The organism is Methylophaga sp. UBA3613 (assembly GCF_002375415.1).
Classification (GTDB): domain Bacteria; phylum Pseudomonadota; class Gammaproteobacteria; order Nitrosococcales; family Methylophagaceae; genus Methylophaga.
The window spans coordinates 80238-104863 of sequence record NZ_DFLS01000008.1; the positions used below are offsets into that span (position 1 = coordinate 80238).

General features: G+C 45.3%; 26 protein-coding genes. 8 read left to right on the plus strand and 18 right to left on the minus strand.

Going from position 1 to position 24626, the window contains the following annotated elements; translation table 11 throughout:
- Positions 1–6: 6 nt before the first annotated feature.
- Positions 7–828: a 2,3,4,5-tetrahydropyridine-2,6-dicarboxylate N-succinyltransferase gene (dapD, locus tag B3S93_RS10200; RefSeq protein ID WP_292748751.1), complete on the minus strand. Its 822-nt coding sequence runs from the start codon at positions 826–828 to the stop codon at positions 7–9.
- A 16-nt stretch (positions 829–844) separates the two neighbouring features.
- Positions 845–2041 carry a succinyldiaminopimelate transaminase gene (dapC, locus tag B3S93_RS10205; RefSeq protein WP_292401805.1) on the minus strand — a complete coding sequence of 399 codons (1197 nt, stop codon included), beginning with the start codon at positions 2039–2041 and terminating at the stop codon, positions 845–847.
- 74 nt (positions 2042–2115) lie between these two features.
- Between dapC and B3S93_RS10210 the strand changes: the two genes are divergently transcribed.
- Positions 2116–3000, plus strand: a complete 885-nt coding sequence (locus B3S93_RS10210; protein ID WP_292401808.1) for a DMT family transporter — start codon at positions 2116–2118, stop codon at positions 2998–3000.
- Between the two features lie 203 nt (positions 3001–3203).
- Positions 3204–3590: a VOC family protein gene (locus B3S93_RS10215; RefSeq protein WP_292401811.1), complete on the plus strand. Its 387-nt coding sequence runs from the start codon at positions 3204–3206 to the stop codon at positions 3588–3590.
- A gap of 670 nt (positions 3591–4260) precedes the next feature.
- Here the strand turns inward: B3S93_RS10215 and ttcA are convergent.
- The 3 genes from ttcA to mobA are packed head-to-tail and all read right to left on the minus strand — an operon-like array spanning position 4261 to position 7494.
- Positions 4261–5127 carry a tRNA 2-thiocytidine(32) synthetase TtcA gene (ttcA, locus tag B3S93_RS10220; protein ID WP_292401813.1) on the minus strand — a complete coding sequence of 289 codons (867 nt, stop codon included), beginning with the start codon at positions 5125–5127 and terminating at the stop codon, positions 4261–4263.
- On the minus strand, positions 5127–6386 hold the full coding sequence (locus B3S93_RS10225) for a bifunctional molybdopterin-guanine dinucleotide biosynthesis adaptor protein MobB/molybdopterin molybdotransferase MoeA (protein WP_292401817.1): 1260 nt from the start codon (positions 6384–6386) through the stop codon (positions 5127–5129). The genes ttcA and B3S93_RS10225 overlap by 1 nt, the downstream gene beginning before the upstream one ends.
- Complete coding sequence (gene mobA / locus B3S93_RS10230) at positions 6379–7494, minus strand: molybdenum cofactor guanylyltransferase MobA (protein ID WP_292401820.1); 1116 nt, start codon at positions 7492–7494, stop codon at positions 6379–6381. The genes B3S93_RS10225 and mobA overlap by 8 nt, the downstream gene beginning before the upstream one ends.
- Before the next feature lie 59 nt (positions 7495–7553).
- On the opposite strand from mobA, the gene B3S93_RS10235 reads away from it, so the two are divergent.
- Complete coding sequence (locus B3S93_RS10235) at positions 7554–8177, plus strand: retropepsin-like aspartic protease family protein (protein WP_292358043.1); 624 nt, start codon at positions 7554–7556, stop codon at positions 8175–8177.
- A gap of 62 nt (positions 8178–8239) precedes the next feature.
- On the opposite strand, the gene folE2 is transcribed toward B3S93_RS10235, so the two are convergent.
- Genes folE2 through B3S93_RS10260 form a run of 5 tightly spaced genes read right to left on the minus strand, consistent with a single transcriptional unit; the run spans position 8240 to position 12463 of the window.
- On the minus strand, positions 8240–9049 hold the full coding sequence (gene folE2 / locus B3S93_RS10240; RefSeq protein ID WP_292358044.1) for a GTP cyclohydrolase FolE2: 810 nt from the start codon (positions 9047–9049) through the stop codon (positions 8240–8242).
- An 8-nt stretch (positions 9050–9057) separates the two neighbouring features.
- Complete coding sequence (queD, locus tag B3S93_RS10245; RefSeq protein WP_292358045.1) at positions 9058–9438, minus strand: 6-carboxytetrahydropterin synthase QueD; 381 nt, start codon at positions 9436–9438, stop codon at positions 9058–9060.
- Positions 9439–9485: 47 nt separating this feature from the next.
- A complete protein-coding gene (gene dxs / locus B3S93_RS10250) occupies positions 9486–11309 on the minus strand; it encodes a 1-deoxy-D-xylulose-5-phosphate synthase (RefSeq protein WP_292401822.1) in 1824 nt (607 codons plus the stop codon).
- A 15-nt stretch (positions 11310–11324) separates the two neighbouring features.
- Positions 11325–12191: a (2E,6E)-farnesyl diphosphate synthase gene (gene ispA, locus B3S93_RS10255; RefSeq protein WP_292402380.1), complete on the minus strand. Its 867-nt coding sequence runs from the start codon at positions 12189–12191 to the stop codon at positions 11325–11327.
- Positions 12192–12217: 26 nt separating this feature from the next.
- Positions 12218–12463 (minus strand): exodeoxyribonuclease VII small subunit, encoded by a 246-nt coding sequence (locus B3S93_RS10260; RefSeq protein ID WP_292358047.1) that lies wholly within the window; start codon positions 12461–12463, stop codon positions 12218–12220.
- 124 nt (positions 12464–12587) lie between these two features.
- On the opposite strand from B3S93_RS10260, the gene ribF reads away from it, so the two are divergent.
- The gene (ribF, locus tag B3S93_RS10265) at positions 12588–13523 is read left to right on the plus strand and encodes a bifunctional riboflavin kinase/FAD synthetase (protein WP_292401825.1); all 936 of its coding nucleotides are present in this window, start codon (positions 12588–12590) and stop codon (positions 13521–13523) included.
- Positions 13524–13526: 3 nt separating this feature from the next.
- Here the strand turns inward: ribF and B3S93_RS10270 are convergent, their stop codons facing one another.
- The 8 genes from B3S93_RS10270 to B3S93_RS10305 all read right to left on the minus strand — a co-directional run bounded on the left by B3S93_RS10270 (position 13527) and on the right by B3S93_RS10305 (position 19664).
- Positions 13527–13766 (minus strand): DUF2007 domain-containing protein, encoded by a 240-nt coding sequence (locus tag B3S93_RS10270; RefSeq protein ID WP_292358049.1) that lies wholly within the window; start codon positions 13764–13766, stop codon positions 13527–13529.
- Positions 13767–13768: 2 nt separating this feature from the next.
- Entirely contained in the window at positions 13769–14815 is a 1047-nt protein-coding gene (locus tag B3S93_RS10275) for an META domain-containing protein (protein ID WP_292401828.1), read from the minus strand.
- A 28-nt stretch (positions 14816–14843) separates the two neighbouring features.
- Positions 14844–15257, minus strand: a complete 414-nt coding sequence (gene rnk, locus B3S93_RS10280) for a nucleoside diphosphate kinase regulator (protein ID WP_292401831.1) — start codon at positions 15255–15257, stop codon at positions 14844–14846.
- 168 nt (positions 15258–15425) lie between these two features.
- A complete protein-coding gene (locus tag B3S93_RS10285) occupies positions 15426–15671 on the minus strand; it encodes a DUF6868 family protein (protein WP_292401835.1) in 246 nt (81 codons plus the stop codon).
- A 162-nt stretch (positions 15672–15833) separates the two neighbouring features.
- Complete coding sequence (locus tag B3S93_RS10290; protein WP_292401837.1) at positions 15834–18092, minus strand: lipopolysaccharide kinase InaA family protein; 2259 nt, start codon at positions 18090–18092, stop codon at positions 15834–15836.
- Positions 18093–18307: 215 nt separating this feature from the next.
- Positions 18308–18640, minus strand: coding sequence for an SMR family transporter (locus B3S93_RS10295; protein ID WP_292358054.1), 333 nt, complete (start codon positions 18638–18640; stop codon positions 18308–18310).
- A gap of 10 nt (positions 18641–18650) precedes the next feature.
- Complete coding sequence (locus B3S93_RS10300) at positions 18651–19019, minus strand: YidH family protein (protein WP_292401841.1); 369 nt, start codon at positions 19017–19019, stop codon at positions 18651–18653.
- Between the two features lie 3 nt (positions 19020–19022).
- The gene (locus B3S93_RS10305; protein ID WP_292401845.1) at positions 19023–19664 is read right to left on the minus strand and encodes a 2OG-Fe(II) oxygenase; all 642 of its coding nucleotides are present in this window, start codon (positions 19662–19664) and stop codon (positions 19023–19025) included.
- Positions 19665–19898: 234 nt separating this feature from the next.
- Here B3S93_RS10305 and B3S93_RS10310 point away from each other — a divergent pair, with 234 nt between their 5' ends.
- From B3S93_RS10310 to doeA, 4 genes are all read left to right on the plus strand, one after another.
- On the plus strand, positions 19899–20639 hold the full coding sequence (locus B3S93_RS10310) for a ferredoxin--NADP reductase (protein WP_292401849.1): 741 nt from the start codon (positions 19899–19901) through the stop codon (positions 20637–20639).
- Between the two features lie 237 nt (positions 20640–20876).
- Positions 20877–22055 (plus strand): N(2)-acetyl-L-2,4-diaminobutanoate deacetylase DoeB2, encoded by a 1179-nt coding sequence (gene doeB2, locus B3S93_RS10315; protein ID WP_292401851.1) that lies wholly within the window; start codon positions 20877–20879, stop codon positions 22053–22055.
- Positions 22056–22089: 34 nt separating this feature from the next.
- Positions 22090–23370 carry an aspartate aminotransferase family protein gene (locus tag B3S93_RS10320; RefSeq protein ID WP_292401854.1) on the plus strand — a complete coding sequence of 427 codons (1281 nt, stop codon included), beginning with the start codon at positions 22090–22092 and terminating at the stop codon, positions 23368–23370.
- Entirely contained in the window at positions 23367–24626 is a 1260-nt protein-coding gene (doeA, locus tag B3S93_RS10325) for an ectoine hydrolase (protein ID WP_292401856.1), read from the plus strand. Before B3S93_RS10320 ends, doeA begins: the two co-directional genes overlap by 4 nt.

Genomic DNA, 24626 nt, shown 5'->3' on the forward strand with positions numbered 1-24626 from the left:
AACTATTTAGATATCACGCAGTAATTCGTTAATACCGACTTTACCACGGGTTTTTTCATCAACCTGTTTTACAATAACAGCGCAGTACAGGCTGTAAGTGCCATCTTTAGAAGGCAGGTTACCCGAAACGACTACAGAACCAGCCGGAATACGACCATAGCTGATTTCACCGGTCATACGGTTGAAAATCTTGGTGCTTTGACCAATGTAAACACCCATTGAGATCACTGAACCTTCTTCAACGATCACGCCTTCAACCACTTCAGAACGGGCACCGATAAAGCAGTTATCTTCAATGATAGTCGGGCCGGCTTGTAAAGGTTCAAGTACGCCACCAATACCCACACCACCCGATAAATGGACGTTTTTACCGATTTGTGCACAGCTGCCAACGGTAGCCCAGGTATCAACCATGGTGCCGGAATCAACATAGGCACCGATATTGACGTAAGAGGGCATTAAAACAACGCCTGGTGCGATATATGAACCACGACGTGCTGCTGCAGGAGGAACCACACGCACACCGGCAGTATTGAAATCAGCTTCGGTAAAGTTGGCGAATTTTGGTTCAACCTTGTCAAAATACTGTGTTTCACCGCCAGACATCGGGCGGTTATCATTCAGGCGGAACGACAATAAAACGGCTTTTTTCAGCCATTGATTGACGACCCAATCACCATTTTGTTTTTCTGCGACACGGGCTTTACCACTGTCGAGCATTCCCAGAACTTCATTGACGGCATTACGTACTTGCGCATCAGCATTGGCTGGGGTGATTTCTGCACGGCGTTCAAATGCCGTTTCGATAATCTGCTGGATATCACTCATCGGTTTCTCCAAATTATTAAGATAAGGTTTCAATATAGTCACGGATCCGCATAGCCGCTTCGACGCACTCATCTTGAGGTGCAACCAATGCCATGCGGATCCGGTTAACGCCAGGATTACCCTGTTTGGTATCTCTGGCTAAAAAACGTCCCGGCAATACGGTGACGTTATATTGATCAAATAAGCCGCGAGCAAAATCGGTATCGGCAATCGGTGTTTCTGCCCATAAATAAAAACTTGCCTCGGGCTGGGTGACATTCATCACCGGGGACAGAATGTCGAGTACGGCTGCGAATTTTTCTCTATACAGGTGCCGGTTGTGTGCCACATGCGCTTCATCTGTCCAGGCAGCAATAGAAGCAGACTGGGTTGATGGTGGCATCGCACAGCCATGATAGGTACGGTAACGCAGAAAGGATTTCATAACACTGGCATCGCCTGCCACAAAACCACTTCTTAATCCTGGCGCGTTAGAGCGCTTGGATAAGCTGTGAAAAACGACACAGCGGCTTAAATCGTTATAGCCAGCTGCTACAGCTGCTTGTAATAAACCTACTGGTGGTAAGGCTTCATCAAAGTAGATTTCGGAATAACATTCGTCAGCCGCAATAATAAAATCGTATTCATGGGCCAGTTGAATCAGTTTGGTCAGCGTTTCTGCATCAACAATCGCACCAGTCGGGTTGCCCGGGCTGCATAAATATAACAACTGACAGCGAGACCAGACACTTGCGGGAACAGCATCAAAATCGGGTACAAAGCTGGTTTCTTCAGTGCAGTTAAGCAGATAGGGTTCTGCTCCTGCCAGAAATGCCGCACCCTCATAGATCTGATAAAACGGGTTGGGCATGACAATCAGTGGATCTTTACGACGATCAATAATCGCCTGAGCAAAGGCAAATAATGCTTCTCGGGTGCCATTAACCGGCAGAACCTGCGATAAAGGGTCGATATGTCCTGCTAACTGAAATCGTTGATCCAGCCAGTTTGCAATGGTATGGCGTAATTCGATACTACCTGCCGTTGTTGGATAGGCCGATAAGCCATGCAAATGACTAATGACCGCTTCAGTAATAAAACCGGGAGTAGGATGCTTTGGCTCACCAATGGATAACGAAATATGCGGCAGATCACTCGGCGGTTGGCAACCTTGCTGCAGTTCGGCTAATTTCTCAAAAGGATAAGGGTGTAATAGGGCCAGATCTGGATTCATTAATACATATCGCCGGATAACAAAAATTCGGCCATTATAACGCTTCAACTGACTGTCGTGTTATAAGCATCATTATGAACACTATTAATCCAATAGAATCCAAGCTTGCAATCCTTAGTCTGTTATTTGCTGCCACAATGTGGGGCATTATCTGGTATCCGATGCGCCTGTTCGAACAGGCTGGCATGTCGGTGGTCTGGGTGACGTTGATTATGTACCTCACAGCAGGCATCGCCAGTCTGCCGATTTTTATCAAAAACCGTTATCGCTGGAAACATATTCCTGCCGATCTGCTTTGGCTGGCCCTGGCGGCAGGTATGACCAATCTTGCTTTTTTAGTCGCGTTGAATGAAGGTCAGGTAATGCGGGTGATGTTGTTGTTTTACTTATCGCCGTTATGGTCTGTGATATTAGGTCGCTGGTGGCTAGGTGAAAAGTTGTCTCTGGCAGCCATTATTATGTTTGTGCTGGCGATGGGGGGCACGGTCTTAATGTTATGGCGACCCGAAGTGGGATTTCCATGGCCACATGGGCTAGCAGATTGGCTGGCCTTGTTTGCCAGTCTGTGTTTTGCGGTGAACAATGTGTTGAGTCGAAAGCTGGCGGCAGTGCCAATGGCTTTAAAAACTACCATCATTTTATGGGGAGTGGTCGCGGTATCAATAGTCGTTTTGCTATTACAGCAGGCTTCCTTACCCTCAGTGGGTCTATCTGTATGGCTAAGTGCTGTTTTGGTGGGGGGCGGAATTATCATCGCCATGACAATGACCGTTCTATATGGACTTGCCAGAATGCCGGTTTATCTGGCAGCAGTTATCATGTTGTTTGAATTGATTGTTGCCGCGATTTCCTCAGCTTTACTCACTACAGAAATGATGACCGTTCAGGAATGGCTGGGTGGGGCATTTATTTTTGTTGCTGCATTCGGAATTGCTCAGGTAGAAAAAGCCAATCGCTAAGCCTGCGGCCAATTTATTTTGATTAACCACTTTGTTTCACCCTTTCAGTCTTGGACTGTTTTCCGCGCTATTGTGTTGGAAATGACTTATGTAGAATGGTTACACCACGCCAATAGGCCTGGTTGAAAGAAACGACTCTGCTCAGAGGAGACTCTAAAAGAGCAATAGCCCTTGGTTTTTATTTTAATTTGCAGGAATTGTTTATGATTAAGTCTATAGCGCATGCCAGTTTTCTGGTGGCTGATTTAGCTACGTCGCTGAAGTTTTACTGTGATGTCTTGCAAATCCCTCTCAATTCGAATCGCCCTAAATTTGCCTATGACGGCGCATGGCTGGATTTGGATAACAAACAACAATTACATTTGATGGTATTACCCAATCCTGACTCGACAGATGGTCGTCCGGAACATGGAGGGCGGGATCGTCATGTCGCATTGCTTGTCGAAGATCTTGAGGCACTTGCCGAACGGCTGGAACAGGCAGGTGTAGAATTTTCACGCAGCAAGTCCGGTCGGGCTGCTTTTTTCTGCCGTGATCCAGATGGAAATGCACTGGAATTTGCAGAAGATTTTACTCCGCCCGTTAAGTAACTCAGGCATTTAAAAGAAACAATCAATGGCTTAGCGACTTACTCACAATTTCTGTGGATAAGTCTGTGTGTAACAATGGTGAAAAACGCTAAGTCGTTAATCTATAAAAGTGCTGTTCAAAATGGTTAAAATTTAACCAGTTGCAAAAAATAAATAAAATCAAATGGTTATGTAACAATTTTGTATATTCAACAACTTAGCAAAACTTGTTGTAACAGCACTGTAACAATTTAGGAAAAAGTGAATAACTTACTGCGATTGGCAGCATTAAAAATCAAAGATTGTGCCATAAAATTTATTTTTGCTTTTCACACAGCTAACTTTAAATCATCCTGCTATTTGATTCTTTCAGTGTTTAATATTTGAAATATTCATTTTTGTTGTTGTAATAGCCTGCTAGTCAATTAGTTAAAAGTGATGATCAATGGCTTAGCGACTTACTCACAATTTCTGTGGATAAGTCTGTGGTTAACATTGTTGAAAATCGCTAAGTCATTATTCTTTAACAGAGCTGCACTAAATGGTTAAAAAATAACCATATTTAAAATTCATTTAAAATCAATAACATATGGTTGTTTTGTGTACATTCAATGACTTAGCAAAGTATGTTGTAAGAGCACTGTAACAATCCATCGGAAAGTGCATAACTTACTATGCTGGTATTAAGAAATTACACTCGTGCTAATGCAGGAATGATCTGCTCATCAAAGGCCGAATCTTCATCACCTGTTGGTTCGAGGCGAAATTGCTCAAGTCCCTTAAAATCAAATAATTGCTGATCTGCCAATTGTGAGGGGGCCACATTCTGGATGCTACGGAAAATATTCTCAACACGACCGGGATGCTGTTTCTCCCAGGTTTGCAGCATTTCCTTAATCACCTGACGTTGCAGATTTTCCTGAGAGCCACATAAATTACATGGAATGATTGGGAAGGCTCTCGCTTCAGCATAGCGGGTGATATCCGACTCTTTGGCATAACAGAGTGGTCGGATAACAATATTGGTTTTATCATCACTCAGCAGTTTGGGCGGCATGGCTTTGGTCTTGCCGCCATAAAACATATTTAAAAAAAGCGTTTCAATAATATCGTCACGATGATGGCCTAAGGCGATTTTTGTGATGCCATGCTGACGCGCATAACCGTATAACGATCCACGACGTAGTCTCGAACAAATACCACAGGTGGTTTTGCCTTCAGGAACCACTTCCTTAACAATGCTGTAGGTATCTTTTTCGATAATATGAAATGGCACGCCGATTTTACTGAGATATTCTGGCAATACATGCTCTGGAAATCCGGGTTGCTTTTGATCAAGATTGACCGCAATCAACTCAAAATCAATTGGTGCGTGATCGCGTAAATTCAGCAAAATATCGAGCATGGTGTAGCTGTCTTTACCACCTGACAGGCATACCATGACTTTATCGCCATCCTGAATCATGTCGTAATCAGCAATTGCCTGGCCGACCTGGCGGCGTAGCCGTTTATGTAATTTGTTGAATTCGTGTTGTTGTTTCAATTGATTTTCAGACATTAGATCAGACCTGCGAAGGGTTGCACGGTGACAGATTGACCGGCAGCTACACCGTCACAATCTTCATCCAGTAAAATAAAACAGTTGGCATGACTCATGGAATGCAGAATGCCGGAGCCTTGTTCGCCGGTCATCGTAACTTCCAATTGATTGGCAGAATTGCTGCGTAATAATCCCCGTTGAAATTCGAACCGCCCAGGGCGCTTACGAATATTCTCAGCTGCAATCGCCTGTAATACCATTGGCGCGTGATAAATGGCACCCGCCAACTTGTGTAAAGCAGGTTGTACAAACTGATAGAAAGTTACCATCACCGAAACCGGATTACCGGGCAGACCGAAAAAATGAGCATCTGCAATTTTGCCGTAAGCAAGCGGCCTGCCGGGTTTCATTGCGATTTTCCAGAAATGCACTTCGCCGAGTTCATCCAGCAATTGCTTAACATAATCGGCTTCACCCACTGACACACCACCAGAGGTAATCACCACATCGGCTTCCTTGGCGGCCTGCAGCAAAGCTTCACGTAATGTGTCGGGATTATCGGTAACGACTCCCATATCGATGATCTCAGCATCCAGACGTGTCAGCATGGCATACAAGGTATAACGGTTACTGTCATAAATATCGCCGGGGTTCAAAGTTTCGCCAAGCGAACGTAGTTCATCACCAGTAGAAAAAAATGCCACCCGAATTCGACGACGAACCTTTAGTTCTGCAAATCCCAATGACGCCAGTAAGCCTAAATCGGCTGAGGTAATTCGACGTCCTGCAGTAAGCACCACAGCGCCGGTCTGAATATCTTCTCCGGCGAGTCGCACATTTTCGCCGCTATGATGTTCTCCGTGCAGCGTTATCAGATCATTATTAACTTCAGCTTGTTCTTGCATGATGACCGTGTCACAACCCTTGGGCATCATTGCACCCGTCATGATTCTTACACATTCACCGGTATGAACGGTTTTGTCGAAAGGTTTGCCAGCAAAGGCACTGCCCACCCGTTTTAATGAGATTAATTGATGCTTCAAATCTTCGCCACGTACCGCATAACCATCCATTGCCGAATTAGCATGCGGAGGGACGGATAGCGGTGAAATCACATCTTCATGTAATACCTGTCCCAGCGCATCGCGCAATGCGACTTTTCGCCAGCAGCTGATTGCTGATATCTGCTGCAGAATTTTCTCTCTGGCGTCTTCCACTCTCAGAGTGTTAACGGGTTCAGGAGTGGCGCAGCTTGGTTGGGGCGTAAAGTCAGTCATGGTGGTATTGCCGAATATAGTTGTTTATAAAGTTCAGGATGGCGCCAAAATCGTTTAAATTCAATACGGGTATTTGAGGTTCAATTGTCAGTTCGGAGTCAGTGGCAATGGCAATAATATTGGGATCCTCCGGAAACAACAGAGGTTTACCAATGCTTGCGCGATGTAATTCCAGCTTCGGTATTGCTTCCTGTTTAAAGCCTTCGACCAGAATCAAATCCAAATTCTCTAAATCCAGACGCGCCAGACAGTCGGATAAAAGTGGTTCTTGTTGTCCATTTTCATTGGTTTGCATCAGTGCCAGCAGTTTTCGGGAGGCCACTAGTACCTGACTGGCACCTGCTTCACGAATTCGGTAACTGTCTTTACCGGGCTGATCGATATCAAATAGATGATGCGCATGTTTTATAACCGCTAAGCGTATTCCGGCAGAGCGAAGTTTAGGAATCAACTGGGTGAGTAAGGTGGTTTTGCCAGTGCCACTAAATGCGGCAATTCCCAATATAGGTACTGAACAGGACAAGGCAGGTGATTGCAGGTCTTCCGGATGATTGAAATTGGTGAAACTCTCAGGTTGGTCAGAAAAATCTACTTCAATCATTCCCTGTTGCTTAAACCAGCGATCAATCTTTCTTTCCCCAGAAGCGAGATATTTCTGTAAATCCTCTGCCAGTTCACAGTGTAATAATGAAAATACTGGTTGAATACGCTTGCCATCGGTGGCGACAGCGATTTTTTTACATGAGCATAATAAACTCTCCAGCATGCGTTGTCGTAACTTCGGACTGGGAGAGGGGCTGTCACAGGGAGCCGTCAGAATATAATCGGTGGTTGCCATTTGCATTCCGGCCAGCATGCCAGCCAATGGTCCTTGAAAGCCGGAAAGCGAATCGCTGATGACAGGATAGCCAAATTGTTGATAACGCTCTATATTACGATTAGCGTTGATGAGCAACTGCTCAACCTGAGGTGCAAGATGATGAATGACATGCGCAATCAACGGCTGATTTACGTAAGGTATCAGGCCCTTGTCATTACCGCCCATACGGCGTGCTTCGCCACCGGCGAGAATGATGCCGGTCACGGTAGGGTAAGTTGATTCAGTCATGCTGTTTGCAGTTAATGGCTTTTTGTTGAGTGGGTACAATGCATAAATTAACAATATCAATGTTCATTATACTGTGTATTCCACAGAACGTATGGTCACAGGATTTGCAGATTCTGGTTATGGGACTATATCGCGATCATGCCGTGTTGGAAATTAATCAGCAGCAACATTTTTTATCTGTTGGACAGCGAACTCCGGAAGGCGTGACCTTAATCAGCGCAAACAGCAATCAGGCAATATTGGATATTGCAGGCAGGCAGGGTGTATTTGAACTGAATAATCGGGTTGGTGCTATGTATTCGGCCCCTGTTGAAATGCCTGTAGTGAGTATATGGCCGACCAATGGGATGTATTTGACCAGTGGTTCAGTTAATGGATATACAGTAGATTTTATGGTGGATACTGGAGCATCAGTCATTGCTATAAATGGTGAGACTGCAAAACGGTTAGGCTTAGATTATCTTAACGCGAACCAGATTGGTGTCAGAACCGCTTCTGGTGTTGAACTTGCTTACAGTATCGAACTGGAATCTGTGCAACTAGGTGATATTTCACTGGAAAATGTTGCGGCTGTCGTGATTGATGGTCCAGAACCACAACGGGCTTTATTGGGAATGAGTTTTCTAAATGCGTTTGATATGGAACGCAAAGGCGAACGGCTGGATTTACGCCAAAAATTCTAGTCAAATAAAAAAGCCAGTTGCGGGTGCAACTGGCTTAATTAGTAAAAGGCATCTTCAGTAAATCAATCAAAACCCTGAGTGATCAACGCATAGGCTGAATGATTATGAATCGATTCAAAGTTTTCTGATTCGACTGTATATGCTTTGATACGGCTATCGGCATTTAAACGCGCTGCAACGTCGCGAACCATATCTTCAACAAATTTCGGATTGTCGTAAGCATGCTCGGTGACATATTTTTCATCCGGACGCTTCAACAAACCATAGATTTGGCATGACGCTTCGTCTTCTACCAGATCAATCAAGTCTTCAATCCAGATAAAGCTATCTGTTTTCACGGTCAATGTGACATGTGAACGCTGATTATGTGCACCGTAATCCGAAATATTTTTTGAACATGGGCACAAGCTGGTAACCGGCACAATGACTTTGACAGTCATGCTGGTTTTCTTGGCAACAATTTCACCAATAAAACTTACTTGATAATCCATCAGACTGCGGACTTTTGAAATCGGTGCTTCTTTATTTACAAAATAGGGGAAGCTCATTTCAATGTAGCCGGATTCAGCATCCAGACGTTCAGTCATTTCGCCCAACATGGTATGAAATGACTTAACGGTAATTTCACGTTCATGTTGATTAAGAATCTCAACAAAACGTGACATATGTGTGCCTTTAAACTGATGTGGCAGATTCACATACATATTAAAATTGGCAACAGTGTGCTGTTCACCGGTAGTGCGATCACTGACCACAACAGGATGGCGAATATCTTTTATGCCAACTTTATCAATCGCAATGTGACGTTTATCTTTGATATTCTGAACGTCTTCGATTTCTGCTGCAGCTATTGGCTTGTTTTGATCGGTCATGATTCGGGTTAATCCTCACTATATTTGACACAGGCACGGTCGGTTTCCCATACCGTGACACCAGAGACTCTGGCTGTGTCGGTGTTTAGCGTATCGCTAAGGCGCTGGTAAAAAAACTGGGCGATATTTTCTGCCGTAGGATTAATCTCATCAAACGGGGGAATATCATTCAGATAACGGTGATCCAGTGTTTTTGCTAACTCACGAGTCGCCGTTTTAATGGTTTTAAAATCCATGCCCATACCATGCTGGTTAAGTGCATTGGCAGTGACTTCGACTTCAAGTTTCCAATTATGGCCATGCATGCGACGACAATCCCCAGGGTAGTCCCTAAGGGTATGTGCAGAGGCAAAATCAGCCAGAATTTTTAAGGTATAGGTGGCGCTCATAATGTTGACTATTATACTCGGGAATTAACCTATCGAACAGGCTATTATTACGCAAAATAACGATTGATGGTATCGATAATGCCACTTGCATCCAACCCACAGGCACTGAGCATCTGGTCATGATCACCATGCTCAATGAAGTGGTCAGGCAAGCCCATCATCCGCAAATGTGTCTCAATACCCTGCTGTTGAAAATATTCATTTACCGCGCTACCAGCTCCGCCCATCAGTGCATTTTCTTCAATAGTGATAATCAATTCATGACTGGCAGCAATTTCATCCAGTAGCGTGGTATCCAATGGTTTAACAAAACGCATATTCACCACTGTGGCATCAATTTGCTCTGCAGCGTCAAGTGCTGTATGCAATAAGGTGCCAAAAGCCAGAATGGCGGTCTTTTTGCCTGTCCGACGGGTTTGTGCTTTACAGATGGGCAAGCTATTCAGTTGTGGTTCTATCGCCGTACCGTTGCCACAACCGCGAGGATACCGCACTGCGGCAGGGCCATTATGATGATATCCGGTGGTTAACATTTGCCGACATTCGTTCTCATCGCTGGGTGTCATTATCAGCATATTCGGAATACAACGCAGATAACTTAAATCAAAACTTCCGGCGTGTGTTGGCCCATCAGCGCCTACCAATCCCGCCCTATCAATAGCAAATAACACCGGCAGGTTTTGCAGAGCCACATCATGAATCAATTGATCATAAGCGCGCTGCAGAAAGGTTGAATAAATGGCAACTACCGGTTTTTTGCCTTCACAAGCAATGCCTGCCGCTAACGTAACGGCATGTTGCTCTGCAATGCCGACATCAAAATATCTTTCTGGAAACCGTTCAGCAAAAGCATTCAGACCGGAGCCTTCACACATAGCGGGTGTAATCGCAATCAGATCTTCAGAAGCTGCTCCCATATCACACAGCCATTGACTGAATACTTGGGTAAAGGTTGGACCGGATTTTTTATTGCTATTGGCAGGGCTTACACCATGATATTTACAGGGTTGCTGCTCAGCAGGTTCGAAGCCTTTACCTTTTTTGGTCACAATATGCAGGAACTGAGCACCTTTGCTGTTGCGCAGATTGCTTAACGTGGTAATCAAGGTGTCAAGATCATGGCCATCAATCGGGCCAATATAATTGAACCCCATTTCTTCAAATAACGTACCTGGCACCATCATGCCTTTGACGTGTTCTTCGGTACGTCTTGCGAACTCCCACGCAGGCGGAATTTTTTCCAGCATTTTCTTGCTGCTTTCGCGGGCAGAGCGATAAAAACGACCAGAAAGTAGTCGGGCTAAATAATTAGCCATGCCACCGACATTTTTGGATATCGACATTTCATTGTCATTGAGTACGACCAGCATGTCAGCATTCAGATCACCGGCATGAGCCAACGCCTCGTATGCCTGACCTGCTGTCAGTGCACCATCACCGATAATGGCCACAGAACGACTTGGTAAGCCGCTGGCCCGAGCGGCAATCGCCATGCCTAAAGCGGCGCTGATTGATGTACTGGAATGACCGACACCAAAGCTGTCATAGTCACTTTCACTGCGCTTGGGAAAACCGGAAAGTCCTCCGGGTTGACGCATGGTATGCAGTTGGTCTCGACGTCCTGTCAGGATTTTATGAGCATAACTCTGGTGACCAACATCCCAGACCAAATGGTCTTCAGGGGTGTTAAACACATAATGCAGAGCCAATGTTAGCTCGACAACCCCCAAATTTGACGAAATATGTCCCCCCGTTTGCTGAATCTGATCAATTATTAATTCGCGGATTTCGATCGCTAATTGATCCAATTGTTTACGTTCTAATTGACGTAATTGGGCAGGGGAGTCGATTTGTGCAAGTAAACTTGTCATGTTAAATCAATGTGATTAAAAGGTTCGTTGCACGACAAACGTTGCCAGTGCCCGCAGAGCTAAACATTCATTTCCGAGATTATTCAATGCTGTCAATGCCTCTTTCACCAGCATCTGCGCCTTTTGCTGGGCGGCTTCAAGTCCCATTAAAGCGGGGTAGGTAGGTTTGTTTCGAGCAATATCTGCACCTTGTTGTTTCCCCAAGGTAGCAGTATCCGCGATCACATCCAATACATCGTCTTGCACCTGAAATGCCAGGCCAATAGCTGTGGCATAATTGTTGAGATATTTTAAATCCATCGAACTGTAATTTTTACCACAGTAAGCTCCCAGCAAAACACTGGCTTGGATCAAAGCGCCGGTTTTCAATAAATGCATGGCTTCCAGATCTGTTTGGTTAAGTTGTTTACCCACCGAAGCCAGATCGATGGCTTGGCCCCCGGCCATTCCCATAACACCGGAAGCCTGTGCCAGGCATTTAACCATAGCGATTTGCTGATCTGCCGGCAAATCGTTTTCGGTCAGACATTCAAACGCCAGACTTTGCAATGCATCACCCACTAATAAAGCAGTTGCTTCATCATAGGCTTTATGGCAAGTGGGTTTACCTCGGCGCAAATCATCATCATCCATCATTGGCATATCATCATGAACCAGGGAATAGGCATGAATCATCTCAACGGCGCAGGCCGCTGAGTCCAGGGCATCAGTATTGGCATTAAATGCCTCACCTGTTGCATAAACCAACATGGCCCGCAAACGTTTCCCTCCGTTCAACGTTGCATAGTGCATGGCTTCTGATAACCGTGCAGCGGCTATAACGTTTTGATTGGGTAATCGTTGTTGCAAAGCCAGGCTGATACGTTGCTGGTGCGAAGACATCCAGTCAGAAAGCGAAAACGTTTTTGTCACGATGCCTCGGAGTCTGGATCAAAATCCACTAAAGCAGACTGGCCGGATTGCTGTAATAACATTTGTACTTTTTGCTCGGCAGCTTGTAATGCTTCCTGACAATCACGGGTAAGTAATACACCGCGTTCATAAAGTTTTAATGATTCTTCAAGGCTGATATCGCCTTTTTCCAAGCGTTCTACCAGTGATTCAAGCTCACTGACTGCCGCTTCATATTCAAGTTTTTTGCGTTTTGCCACCATATTGGCCTCTGTACAAATCTCGCGTTAACGACACATTATAAGTTAATCGAAGCTTACATGCCCGCTGGAATGTTTGCTAATTTCCCGTTAGTCTGTTGTGTTTTCCTTTTACACTGAACTATTCATGCCAAAAATCATCCGCGGCTTACACAATTTGCCCGATCCTGCACAAGGATGCGTGGCGACGATTGGTAACTTTGATGGTGTACATCTGGGGCACCAGGCTGTACTGACGCAATTGGCAATGAAAGCGGATATGCTTAATTTGCCCGCGGTGGTCATCACCTTTGAACCGCAACCGTTTGAATATTTTGTGCCGGAAAAAGCACCGGCCAGATTATCGCGGTTTCGTGAAAAGGTTGAGGCGCTACGAGCTTACTCAATCCAGAAACTTTGTGTGTTGCGGTTTAATCGTCAATTAGCTGAAATGCAGGCCGAAACCTTTATCCAGAAATTATTGGTTGAAGGCCTGAATGTTCGTTACCTGGTTGTTGGTGATGATTTTCGTTTTGGTAAAGATCGACAGGGTGACTTTGCCTTATTGCAACAAGTAGGGAAACAGCATGGTTTTCAGGTTGTTAACATGCATACTTTCGCCATTGATGACATGAGAGTTAGTAGTACAAGAATTCGCGAAGCGTTGCAGGACGGTGACTTGGCAGTGGCTGAGAAGTTATTAGGTCGTCCTTACCGGATGAGTGGCAGAGTCGCGCATGGTGATAAACGTGGCCGTAAAATGGGGTATCCGACAGCCAATATTCATTTGCATCGAGCAAAAGTACCGTTAAACGGTGTTTATGCGGTACAACTTTATGGCATTGATGAAGAGCCGGTAAATGGTGTGGCCAATATTGGTGTCAGACCCACTATTTCAGGTAGCGATAAGGCACTACTTGAAGTACATCTCTTTGATTTTAAACGTGATATTTATGGTGAGCACGTACAGGTTTATTTTCTGAAAAAACTGCGTGAAGAACAGAAATTTGCCAGTTTGGAACAGCTGATTGAACAGATCCATATCGATTCTGCGCAGGCTAAAAACTTTTTTCAGCCTAATTAAGAATTAAGATCCATCGTCTTCACCACTGGCAAATTTACCGGCGTCATAATCCCGAATCAGTTTTTCTGCTGCTTCGACATCGTCATTATTTACCAATACATGGGCGAAATCAGTGGCAGGTAAGTCGCCTACAGCGCCTTGCAGATAATGTCCTGCAACATGTGATTCTATGCCATGCGCATCCAGCAAGCCTGCAACAATATGGGCTTCTAGAATATTAGATCCGCGAAAGATTAACTTCATGGTTATTGCAGATGTACTGCTTCAAATCGGGCCATCACATTACCTTCCACATCAGCCAGCTCAAGATGTTGTCCTTCAATTTGCCAATAACGCACTTTTTCGAGCATAAAATGAACTTCCTGAGCCGTTTCCATACCTTGAGGGCACGCCATCATCGTGCTGGCAATACGACTGAATTTCAGCTTGTCTTCACGAAGTTGATAAGTCCCCATGATTCGATTACAGCCATCCGATCCCGATAGACGATTATCTTCAGTGGCTAAAATAAGCGAGGGTTCATGCTGATCTTGATAAACGTCAACGGGCTCATCATTCAATCGGGTCAGTTTCCAGTATGTATTCAGCAAACTTTCATTGAAGCCTAATTGACCGCAGGTTTCTCCAGGCCATATATCATCGGCCTTTGTGACAATCAACGTTGGCTGCAATATTCCAGTATTGCTGTTGGCTCTTGGTTCAAGGTGACCGGTTGCTTCAACTAATATTGGTTGATTAGGCGCTTCGATATATTCCAGATACAGCGATTCAAGTGCTGCGTTATCCGCTTCCTGGGCGACAAACCAACGCTGACCGGTAAGGCATTCCTTAAAGACTCCGCTATCCGCCATATAGTTGTACATACCGTGAAACTGCATGTTCGGATAGACCGCGTAAAAGTCATTGTCCCGTTGAAGTTCATAATTCAAAGGGCTGTTAATCAAAACATACTCCTGATCCATAAGACGAATGTTGCCATCTTTTTCAATCTGGAAAGCTGTTTGCTGTGGATCGTCCGAAAGCAGCCTCAACTGATCCGAATTTTGCTGCCATTGCCCCAGTTGATAAAAGGTCGAATTTTCGCCTGAATCCTGATAATGCATTTGCAGATAATAGCTTTTATCTGCGAATAAATTGAGACGATAATCAATACCCGGGCAATCAGCACAGGGCAAAGTGCCGCTGTAGCTGGCCGGAAAATCGTCAATAATCACGTGACGTTCATCAGCTTCTTCAGTACTGCAAGCACTGAAAAACAAAATCAACAGCAGGGCCAGCCACTTTTTAAACATAGTAAACTCCAGATGCATTTGATCAGAGTTATCGGTGATATTCACCTGCACGCTCTGGTTGGTATTCTATGGTTTCAATTCTGACTTGCAACATTCCACCATGACCATCCTGCCAGTCAATTTCATCGCCTTCTTTCAATCCCAGCATGGCACTGCCGACCGGCGCTAAAATTGAGATGGTGTTACCAGAGTCATCCATATCTTTTGGATAGACCAATTTCAGCGTAAAAGTTACCCCGGTAGAGATAACTGAAAATTTTACCTGAGAATTCATTGTCACCACATTTGCCGGAATCTGTTCTGGAGCAACCAGCTCAGCACGCTCGAGTTCGGTTAACAATGCTGATTTGATATTTGTCGCAATGCCTGGTGTAGCCCGCAATAAATTGTCGATACGGCTGTAATCGAGTTCAGAAATAATAATGTCAGGTTGTGAATTCACAATAAACTCCATTAAACAAGTTTATTCACGCACAAAAGCTACCGACATGTTTTGACGGCATCAGTTGAGGTGAAGTTGGGGAAAATAATTGGTTATCTGGGCCTGTTGCTCTTGCAGAGTCACCACCGCTGTTGAAGTTGAACGATCAACAGCCCGTAACAGGCGAGCTTATGATGGCACAAATTTCAAGCTAATATAAGGTGCCAGCAAAAACAAAAAAATGGCTAATTTATAAATCATCATGCCTAGATAATGCAGTTGTGAAAATTGCTCTCGAGTCATGACGAACCAACGACTATGTAACCGGTAAATTCTGTCACTGCCTACAGCATAAAACGTAAACCAGAATATCAATGCCAGATAGTTTAGAAATGTGGTCCAGCCGAGAACAAAAGTAACATTTTCCAGCGTCATTGCAGGTTCTCCTTAATTAGCAGAACTCTAGGGCTTGTTGATCTTTCAGAGTCACAACAGAGGCGGCTATGAAAGTTCAACAAGCCCTAGGATCTATTTATCGTTAATGATCAACAGACCTCAATCTACGCCGAGTTGTTACTGAATAAAAGTCACCGGCTTTTAATGGTTGCCACGCAGTTTAGTGAACAGGCGTTTAATAGCCTTGCGTCCATAGCGACGTTTGAATTTAACTTTAAAATCATAAAGGTAAAACGGTAAACGGCAACGGAAGTTAAACAGCAATTTATACTTGGTATGTTGAAGATAATGTCCAACCAGTTTTTCCCGCCCTGACCAGTGTAGTTTGTTGCAAATCCGCGTGAGATCCGACAAACGCTCGGATAATGTCGCATTACGGTTGAAAAAACGCGCCCTGTTGATATCGATAAGCGTAAAGCCCAGTTTATCCCCGGCTTGTTTTTTTATCAGGATATTCCCGCCAGCCAAATCCCGGAAAAACACCCCACGCCCATGCAAATCCAACAGGAATTGACTGAGTTGCTCGTATAAATCGTCTTCTCTGACACCCTGGTATTCGGTTGCACCTTCATTAAATGCCGTCAAAATATCCCTGGCGGAAAAGTCATGATCAACCATGTCGCACAGATAATAGTTTTCAGTCAGTGTTTTATCATCTGCCTGTTCAAAGTAGGCGATAGGCAGAGCTGTGGGAATTCCTCGGCGTAATAATTCGGCTGCGGCATTCCAGCTGCGTCTGGACTTACACGGTTTAAATTTATCAAGCAGCCGTTTATGTGCTGGCATACGTAATGGTTTTTTTGCGACAACGGTCTGATCCAGCAGATTATCGATACGCCAGATAATATTTCGGGCTTTGCGTAAGGTGTTTGCTTCGGTTGCTTTGGGAAGATAGGCCGGGTGTAGCTTCAGTTTCAGCTCTTCCGCCTGTGAAGCATTTTCAGCAATCAGTACACCTTTCCAGCCATCCTGCTCAAATCCGTACAAATTTTTACCAGGGGCATGACGATATAATGATATGCGTTCCCGGGCCTTAGGACTTGCTTTTAACTGAATTTTTGTATCAGATGACCAGCAGAGGAATACGGGAGTTTCGGTGACAAACTCGGGTTTTTCACTGACAGTCGTTCCATCACGGGAAATAATCTCAACATCCTCCAGTTGTGCAGGAGCATATAAGGCATGCATTGGCATTGCCTGACCATTTGCGGTCCATAACACATGGATTAATTTATCGTTGTTTCGAAATGCATGAACTTCAATGGCTTCGGCCGTCGCTAATGGCCCTTCATACAAACTGCCAGGGATCAATCGAATAAAATTCTGCATCGCATAAAATGACGGACGCAGACGGAAATCCTCGCGTTTTCCCAGTACTGAGCGGTAATGCGTAATGCGTTCCAGCTCAGGGTAAACCTCATAACCGTCATCAATTAGTCCTTCTCGATGACAAATGAATGGTCCCCAATAAGCCTGCTGCATTGCACCGGAAGCAGCGAGTAAAGTGAGGTAACGACTTAAATAATCTGCTTGTTTTTCTTCGCCATTGACCAAAACCCGCCGAATCCTCGGTAATGTCCAGAAAGCTGCTGGCGATATAAATTCAGTTACCCCAAAATCATTGCTGATCTTTTTCAGAATCCGAGCTTTTTTGACCAGATTCACTTTTAAACGCATGGCGAGCTTAGTGCCAAAAATACGATGGTCAAAGCGTTCCGGTTCGGTCACCCGCTCACTGAACAGATTATTGGTGTGGATATCGGGTAATTGATTATCACGGCGTAAGCGGGTTAATACAGCAATGTTATGCAACGGTTCAAAATCAGAAATATTCGGTCCGGCAATCTTGATATGACGGGATTTTATTTCTTCATAGGCAATCCGCCAGGCATTAAAAAAACTTTCGGTGTCATAACCCGCCCAGCGACGACGGTTACTGGTTGAGCCCACTTCAATCGCTGTGACTCGTGACCCAAACCGGCTGGCGGCGGTTTGCACAAATTCACGCCAGCGCAGTTGTGCGCTGCCGGTTTTCATTTGTTGCGCTTCAGTAAAGGGCTGAACCAGATGTAATAGCACTTTGATATCGGTCGCCAGTAACCGTTCCAGTAACCGTGTTACCGGGCCACCTTCATCACCATATGTGTAATCGAGGCGGACCTGTTTAATCTGCAGCTCAGCAAGTTGCTGCAGAATATAATCATCGACAGCGGGATCCTCGGAGGTGGTGACGCCCACACCAACAAAATCGTTCGGGACGATATGTTGGGCTTCTGGTAAATGTCCATCAGGCAACGCCAGCCGGCCAGCAAATGCGTAACGTAATGCATGACCCAATGAATTTGCATCCATTAATGGGCCGTTTTCAATTTTGTTTTGCGATGGGTCTGACGAGCTCATAAAAAATCCGAAAAGTGATGCCCTGCATTGGGCTTTTTAAAGCAGAAATACATCATGCTTGGGTTTGTGTCATAGCTATCACTGCTGGAAGCTTATTTTGTCCAAGTGGGCGTGAGGTGTTGGTATTCTACATAAGTCATTTCTAACGCAGTAGGGCGGATATACCCCGAATCCTGCTGGAAACTATCTCCTGAAATAAGGCTGACTTGAAGAGTTTAATGCGTCAAGCTACTGGAAAAGACATTTAACACCACTACGCCGCCTAAAATCATTGAAATGCCAATGATGGCAGGGGTGTCCAGCTTCTGACTAAACACAATCCAACCTATTAAAGCGATTAATACCACTCCAATACCTGCCCAGATCGCGTAGGCGATACCGACAGGAATGACTTTTAATGATAAAGCTAAAAAGTAAAAAGCGACGATGTAACCTACGATAACAGCTACAGATGGCCAGAATCGGGTAAACCCCTCAGAAGCTTTGAGAAAGCTGGTTCCGAAGACCTCGGCAATAATAGCAATACTTAGTAATAACCATTTAGACATATTATGGGACTCAATTGTAGGTGAGGAACAGGCTGATAGCCAACAGACTACCCAGCAATGCAACAATTAAACTAACAATGACGCCCCATTGCGTCCGATACCCTTCGGGAAATTCAGATTCCCCAAGTGTTTTTAACACACGCTGAAATTGTCTGGCAGCATACAAGGTGGTCACACTGCCAAGTAGAATAAACGCCAGTCCTATGACAAAAGTCATGGTGGTGTTCAAGTGTTCCTGACCATTTGCTAATACTTCAATCAACAAACCTGAACGTTCAATCAAAAAACCAAACATGATAAACGTCAATCCAGTGCGATTCCAGGCGAGTAATGTGCGCTCTGCAGCGAATAAAACTCGCGGATCCTGAAGATAGGACATTGATTAAACCGCCTTTACTTTGCGTTTTCTCAACCAGTTTTTAAGCTTGGCGCTTAATTTGTGAAAAAAACGATGTTTGTTGCCAGCGGCTTCGCTGGTCAGAAAGTTTATCTGGATAGAGCGGCGTGTACCTTCAAAACTAGGATAGCCATGCCAGCAGTTATCAGTCACTTTAAACGCGACTAATGAGCCAGGACCGGGAATAATTTCATCGACATAATCTTGCATATCCTGTGCATTATTTAAAATTCGTAAGCGTCCCGTGGCAGCATCCCAGCTTTCATTCAGATAAATTAAAATGGTGACCAGCTTGGTTTTGGAGTCTGTGTGAATGCGCCCGTCTTTTTGTCGTGAATAGCCTCTTAAGGTCATCATCATCGGTAGATCCATCACTTTGACATCAAACTTTTCACAGATAACTTGTCTGAATTCTGGACTGTCGATGGAGTCAAGGAACGCTTTGAAATCAGGATTTACTGACACATCATCAACGTTGAAACTGCCCCCGTCACCGATGTCAGGGAAATCACCAATCACACGCTCCAGCACATCCTGACGGATCGATCGCTCCACCTTGAAAAAAGGGAAAGGTACGGTGTTAACTGTTGCAGCTTTTAAGGCCTGCATATCCAGTACTGAATTCATAGGATTTCTCATTAATGCATGTAAAGGTAATTACTACATATGATAGTACAAAATAGCCATACAATCTGGTTACTGAAGTGGAATACATCCGTTATTTTATTCACTAGCAATGGTAATAGTGAATCAAGATAATTGCGACGCAATTGAATCGATGAATAAATTAATGATTCTGTTTTGCAGCAACCTAGTAGAAGTTGATATGGTCATTCAATAAACGCTAATCAGGAGATATCCATGTCAAAGTGGCAAGAAGGTCGGGTGGTAGAAAATAAACAATGGACCTCCACTATACATTCTCTGAGGGTTGAGGCCCCCCTGGCATCGTTTGAAGCCGGACAATTTACCCGACTGGCACTGGACATTGACGGTGAAGAGGTCAGTCGACCATTTTCGCTGGTGAATGCACCTGGCGAACAACCGCTGGATTTTTATTTTATTGAAGTCCCAGGCGGAATATTCTCAACAAAGCTGGCAAAGCTTAATCCTGGAGATAGCATCAAGGTTGCTACCAAGGCCACAGGGTTATTAACCCTTAAACAACTGCCGCCAGCCAAAAAGTTATTTTTACTGGCGACCGGTACCGGCATTGGTCCTTTTTTATCCATTATTAAAACACCCGAGGTGTGGCAACAATTTGAACGGATAACGCTGGTCCATGCTGTGCGCTATATGGAAGAGTTGACCTATCAACAACTGATCCGCAACATCGCCGAAAAGCATACCCATCAATTCAGTTATATTCCAATGGTCAGTCGAGAGGCATGTGACTACGCTATTCCGGGGCGGATTCCTGCAGCGATAATGGACTCCAAACTTGAGTTACGTGCTGGCGGACGTATCGATAATGAGAGTCATGTCATGCTTTGTGGTAACCCGGATATGGTGCAGGATACGATGAATGTGCTGTTAAAACGCGGGCTCACAAAGCATAGCCGACGCGAACCAGGTCATATCAGCATAGAAAAGTATTGGTAGTAAAATGAAGTGGTTGTGAGATTCAATTGATCCAGAATACACGTTAGTTGAACCAAATATTATTCAACCAGTCACTAGTGGCATAGCAATTGCCTTTCATTTAAAAAATGCTGGCTTTGCAGCAGAACCATAATATTGCATTGCAAATTGCACTAAAAAGTCACATTGTTAACAGACAAGGTTTTATAACGGATCACCCGACAATTTTGTTGCTCGGTCCAAAACAGGGGAGGGCTCATGTCAGATGTCTGGCAAGACACTATCACCACAGCTGAAACAATCCGCCGCGAACTCCATGCTCATCCGGAAATGGGCTGGCAGGAACATCGCACCGCTGAGCGTGTACGCGAAATTCTCAGCTCACTGAATATTAGCTGGCGTAGCTGTGCAGGCACTGGCACGGTCGGTGTACTGAATCCTAATGGAACGGCTGGGCCGCACATTGCCTTGCGCGGTGATATGGATGCATTACCTATTCACGAAGCCACTTTAAAAGCCTGGAGCTCAATGAATGAGGGGTGTATGCATGCCTGTGGTCATGATGGTCACACTGCAACCTTATTAGCGACAGCAAAATGGCTTAAGTATCACGAAGCGCAACTGAATGGACCGGTCAGCCTGATTTTTCAGCCCGCCGAAGAGGGGGGACATGGTGCCAGAGAAATGATCAACGATGGCGCGCTTGAGGGGGTTGACGAAATTTATGGCTGGCACAACTGGCCGGCTATTTCATTTGGTCAAATGCTTTGTCCCGATAGTTTGGTGATGTGTGGAAATGGCACATTTAAAATCACGCTGCACGGGCAAGGCGGCCATGCCAGCCAGCCGGAACTGTGCCGTGACCCAGTGTTAGCGGCCAGTGCGATTACCCTTAACCTGCAACAGATTATCAGTCGTCGGCTAGCGCCTCAGCAGGCTGCGGTGATCAGTGTCACTTCAATCGAAGCGTCAAGTGCGCCTACCGTGATTCCGCAAAATGCTGTTCTCGGCGGCAGCATCCGGGTCCCAGACAGAAAAACCCGTGATGAAATCTATCGGTTTATCACTGAGATCAGCCAGCAAACTGCCGCGAGTTATGGTGTGGTGGCTGAAGTGGAAAATTTTCCCCGCTATGACGCAACCATTAATCATTCGGTACAGGCTACAAACATGCGGCGGTTATGGCAGGACATTAACGGTTCTGATTCACTGGATTTTGTTACGTCGACACCGATTATGGCCTCCGAAGATTTCAGTTATTACCTGCAGCATATTCCCGGCGCATTTGCGTTGATTGGCAGTGATGATGGCCCCGATCACCAGGTGCCATGTCACAGCCCTTATTACGACTTTAACGATCGCCTGATACCGGCGGTCACACGATTGTTTTCGCGCCTGGTCGGAGTTGGCGTACCTGTTCCGGAGGAACTGCCCTAAATCGTCCCAGTGACGTGTTCAAGAGGAGATTTAAATGAGTATTTTTGAAGAAAGAGAGTCTGCGATCCGCGCTTATTGCCGAGTATATCCGGTGGTATTCGATAAAGCGGTTAATGCCCGCCAGACTGATGAAAGCGGCAAGGAATATATTGATTTTTTTGCGGGTGCCGGTGTGTTAAATTTCGGTCATAACAATCAGCGTATGACCAAAGCGGTAGTCGATTACATTCAATCAAATGGCGTGACGCACAGCCTTGATATGCACACCACTGCTAAACGACAGTTTATGCAGCACTTCACCGATACCATTCTGAAACCTCGCAATATGCCGCATAAAATGCAATTTATGGGGCCTACCGGAACCAATGCGGTGGAAGCCGCAATGAAACTGGCAAGAAGAGTTACCGGTCGTCAGGATGTCGTGGCTTTCAGTCATGGCTTTCATGGCATGACACTGGGGGCACTGAGCGCCACGGCAAATCAGTACTTCCGTAATGCAGCCGGTGTGCCGCTGAACCATGTGAAACATTTTGCCTTTGGCTGTGAAGAGGTATGTCCGGGCTGTGAACTGGGTTGTGGAATGCAAAGTATTGATCAGTTAACAGCAATCTATAAAGACAGCTCCAGCGGTATTGCTCCGCCCGCAGCATTTTTACTTGAAACGATACAGGCAGAAGGCGGTGTGAAGGTAGCATCAAAAGAATGGTTGCAGGCCCTGGCAAAATTGGCCAAAGAAGTCGGGGCATTATTAATCGTCGACGATATTCAGGTGGGCGTTGGCCGAACCGGTTCGTTTTTCAGTTTTGATGATCTGGGTATTGACCCTGACATTATCTGCCTGGCCAAAGGTATTGGTGGCATGGGCACACCGATGGCGATGAATCTGGTGAAGCCGGAACTTGATGAACACTGGTCGCCCGGTGAACATACTGGCACTTTCAGAGGCCAGGATATTTCCTTTGTCGCTGGTGATCAGGCACTGACTTATTTTGACAATGATGAGTTGATGAAAGAAGTCAAAACCAACGGCCAGCAAATGGCTGAAGCACTGGCACCATTGGCGCAGCGGTATCCGGAAGTGAATGTGACCGGTAAAGGCATGATTCTGGGGTTGGACGTCGGCAATGGAGATAGAGCCAAAGCGATTGTGAATCAGTGTTTTGATGCCGGGTTACTGATTGCCAGCTGTGGTACCGGTGGCCGTGTTGTCAAATTGATCCCCCCATTAACCACGCCCCAATCTGACTTAAAGACGGGACTGGATATTCTGGTTGAAGTAACAGACAGAGTCATGCAAATGGAGGAAGCCGCATGAGACAGCGTGATGATATGACTTTTCCGTTTGAAGAATACGAGCGACGACTACGCGAGTTAAGAGAACGTATTGCCGAACGGCATATGGATGCTGTGGTCATTTCCGATCCTGAAAATATTATGTATCTGACGGATTATCAGACGACTGGCTATTCATTTTTTCAGGCATTGGTAGTGCCGTTGGAAGATGAACCGTTCATGATTACCCGTAAACTGGAAGAATCTAATGTAATCCATCGGACCTGGGTAGAGATTACCCGGCCGTATCCTGATACTGGCGATGCCATTCAGATGCTGGTCGATGCACTGCGTGAGTTTGGACTGGATAAAAAACGCATTGGATATGAACGTAACAGCTACTTTTTCCCTGCCTATCATCAGGACTGCATTCATACCACTTTGACCGATGGCAAACTACTGGATTGCTTTGGCATCGTAGAGGAAGGGCGGGTATGCAAATCAGCTATGGAAATTGCCTTGATGCAGAATGCTGCCAGAGCCACTGAAGCAGGTATGCAAGCCGGTATTGACGCTGTGCAGGAAGGCGTTACTGAAAATGAAATTGGTGCGGCAATCAGCGCAGCAATGTTTAGAGCAGGAGGTGAACCACCTGCGGTGATGCCGTATGTGACTTCCGGACCACGCACCATGATTGGTCATGCCACTTGGGAAGGCCGTATTGTTCAACCAAATGAACATGTTTTTCTTGAGGTGGGGGGATGTTATCGCCGGTATCACACCGCAATGATGCGCACAATTGTTCTGGGTGCATTAAGCCCATCAATGTATAAAGCCCAGGAAATTATGAAAATGGCGCTGGACGCAGTACATAAGAATTTTCAGCCTGGCATGACCGTATCCGATGCCGACAATATGATTCGTAATATCATTACTAAAAATGATATTGGTGCACGGCTGGTGACCCGGTCGGGTTATTCAATTGGTATCGCCTTTCCACCCAGCTGGGATGAAGGGTATATCGTTAGTCTCAAACAAGGTGAATCTGCTGTGCTGAAACCTGGCATGACGTTTCACATTATCCCGTGGATGTGGGGCATTGATGGGGATAAAACCTGTGGTATCTCTGACACCATTCATATTACCGAAGATGGCTGCGAGTCCTTTTTCACCATGGATCGGGATTTTGTGGTGAAAGCCGATCAGGGCAAACAAAAGCTCATCTCGGTTGATAAAAGCCCAAAAAGCGAAGTGAAAGCTGACAAACAAATTGAGCGTTCTCAGAAATCCGCTAGCTAA

What these genes read in the sequence shown, in the direction of transcription:
- dapD (WP_292748751.1), bottom strand. Translation starts at nt 828, where the DNA reads ATGAGTGATATCCAGCAGATTATCGAAACGGCATTTGAACGCCGTGCA.
- dapC (WP_292401805.1), bottom strand. Translation starts at nt 2,041, where the DNA reads ATGAATCCAGATCTGGCCCTATTACACCCTTATCCTTTTGAGAAATTA.
- B3S93_RS10210 (WP_292401808.1), top strand. Translation starts at nt 2,116, where the DNA reads ATGAACACTATTAATCCAATAGAATCCAAGCTTGCAATCCTTAGTCTG.
- B3S93_RS10215 (WP_292401811.1), top strand. Translation starts at nt 3,204, where the DNA reads ATGATTAAGTCTATAGCGCATGCCAGTTTTCTGGTGGCTGATTTAGCT.
- ttcA (WP_292401813.1), bottom strand. Translation starts at nt 5,127, where the DNA reads ATGTCTGAAAATCAATTGAAACAACAACACGAATTCAACAAATTACAT.
- B3S93_RS10225 (WP_292401817.1), bottom strand. Translation starts at nt 6,386, where the DNA reads ATGACTGACTTTACGCCCCAACCAAGCTGCGCCACTCCTGAACCCGTT.
- mobA (WP_292401820.1), bottom strand. Translation starts at nt 7,494, where the DNA reads ATGACTGAATCAACTTACCCTACCGTGACCGGCATCATTCTCGCCGGT.
- B3S93_RS10235 (WP_292358043.1), top strand. Translation starts at nt 7,554, where the DNA reads ATGTTCATTATACTGTGTATTCCACAGAACGTATGGTCACAGGATTTG.
- folE2 (WP_292358044.1), bottom strand. Translation starts at nt 9,049, where the DNA reads ATGACCGATCAAAACAAGCCAATAGCTGCAGCAGAAATCGAAGACGTT.
- queD (WP_292358045.1), bottom strand. Translation starts at nt 9,438, where the DNA reads ATGAGCGCCACCTATACCTTAAAAATTCTGGCTGATTTTGCCTCTGCA.
- dxs (WP_292401822.1), bottom strand. Translation starts at nt 11,309, where the DNA reads ATGACAAGTTTACTTGCACAAATCGACTCCCCTGCCCAATTACGTCAA.
- ispA (WP_292402380.1), bottom strand. Translation starts at nt 12,191, where the DNA reads ATGTCTTCGCACCAGCAACGTATCAGCCTGGCTTTGCAACAACGATTA.
- B3S93_RS10260 (WP_292358047.1), bottom strand. Translation starts at nt 12,463, where the DNA reads ATGGTGGCAAAACGCAAAAAACTTGAATATGAAGCGGCAGTCAGTGAG.
- ribF (WP_292401825.1), top strand. Translation starts at nt 12,588, where the DNA reads ATGCCAAAAATCATCCGCGGCTTACACAATTTGCCCGATCCTGCACAA.
- B3S93_RS10270 (WP_292358049.1), bottom strand. Translation starts at nt 13,766, where the DNA reads ATGAAGTTAATCTTTCGCGGATCTAATATTCTAGAAGCCCATATTGTT.
- B3S93_RS10275 (WP_292401828.1), bottom strand. Translation starts at nt 14,815, where the DNA reads ATGTTTAAAAAGTGGCTGGCCCTGCTGTTGATTTTGTTTTTCAGTGCT.
- B3S93_RS10285 (WP_292401835.1), bottom strand. Translation starts at nt 15,671, where the DNA reads ATGACGCTGGAAAATGTTACTTTTGTTCTCGGCTGGACCACATTTCTA.
- B3S93_RS10290 (WP_292401837.1), bottom strand. Translation starts at nt 18,092, where the DNA reads ATGAGCTCGTCAGACCCATCGCAAAACAAAATTGAAAACGGCCCATTA.
- B3S93_RS10295 (WP_292358054.1), bottom strand. Translation starts at nt 18,640, where the DNA reads ATGTCTAAATGGTTATTACTAAGTATTGCTATTATTGCCGAGGTCTTC.
- B3S93_RS10300 (WP_292401841.1), bottom strand. Translation starts at nt 19,019, where the DNA reads ATGTCCTATCTTCAGGATCCGCGAGTTTTATTCGCTGCAGAGCGCACA.
- B3S93_RS10305 (WP_292401845.1), bottom strand. Translation starts at nt 19,664, where the DNA reads ATGAATTCAGTACTGGATATGCAGGCCTTAAAAGCTGCAACAGTTAAC.
- B3S93_RS10310 (WP_292401849.1), top strand. Translation starts at nt 19,899, where the DNA reads ATGTCAAAGTGGCAAGAAGGTCGGGTGGTAGAAAATAAACAATGGACC.
- doeB2 (WP_292401851.1), top strand. Translation starts at nt 20,877, where the DNA reads ATGTCAGATGTCTGGCAAGACACTATCACCACAGCTGAAACAATCCGC.
- B3S93_RS10320 (WP_292401854.1), top strand. Translation starts at nt 22,090, where the DNA reads ATGAGTATTTTTGAAGAAAGAGAGTCTGCGATCCGCGCTTATTGCCGA.
- doeA (WP_292401856.1), top strand. Translation starts at nt 23,367, where the DNA reads ATGAGACAGCGTGATGATATGACTTTTCCGTTTGAAGAATACGAGCGA.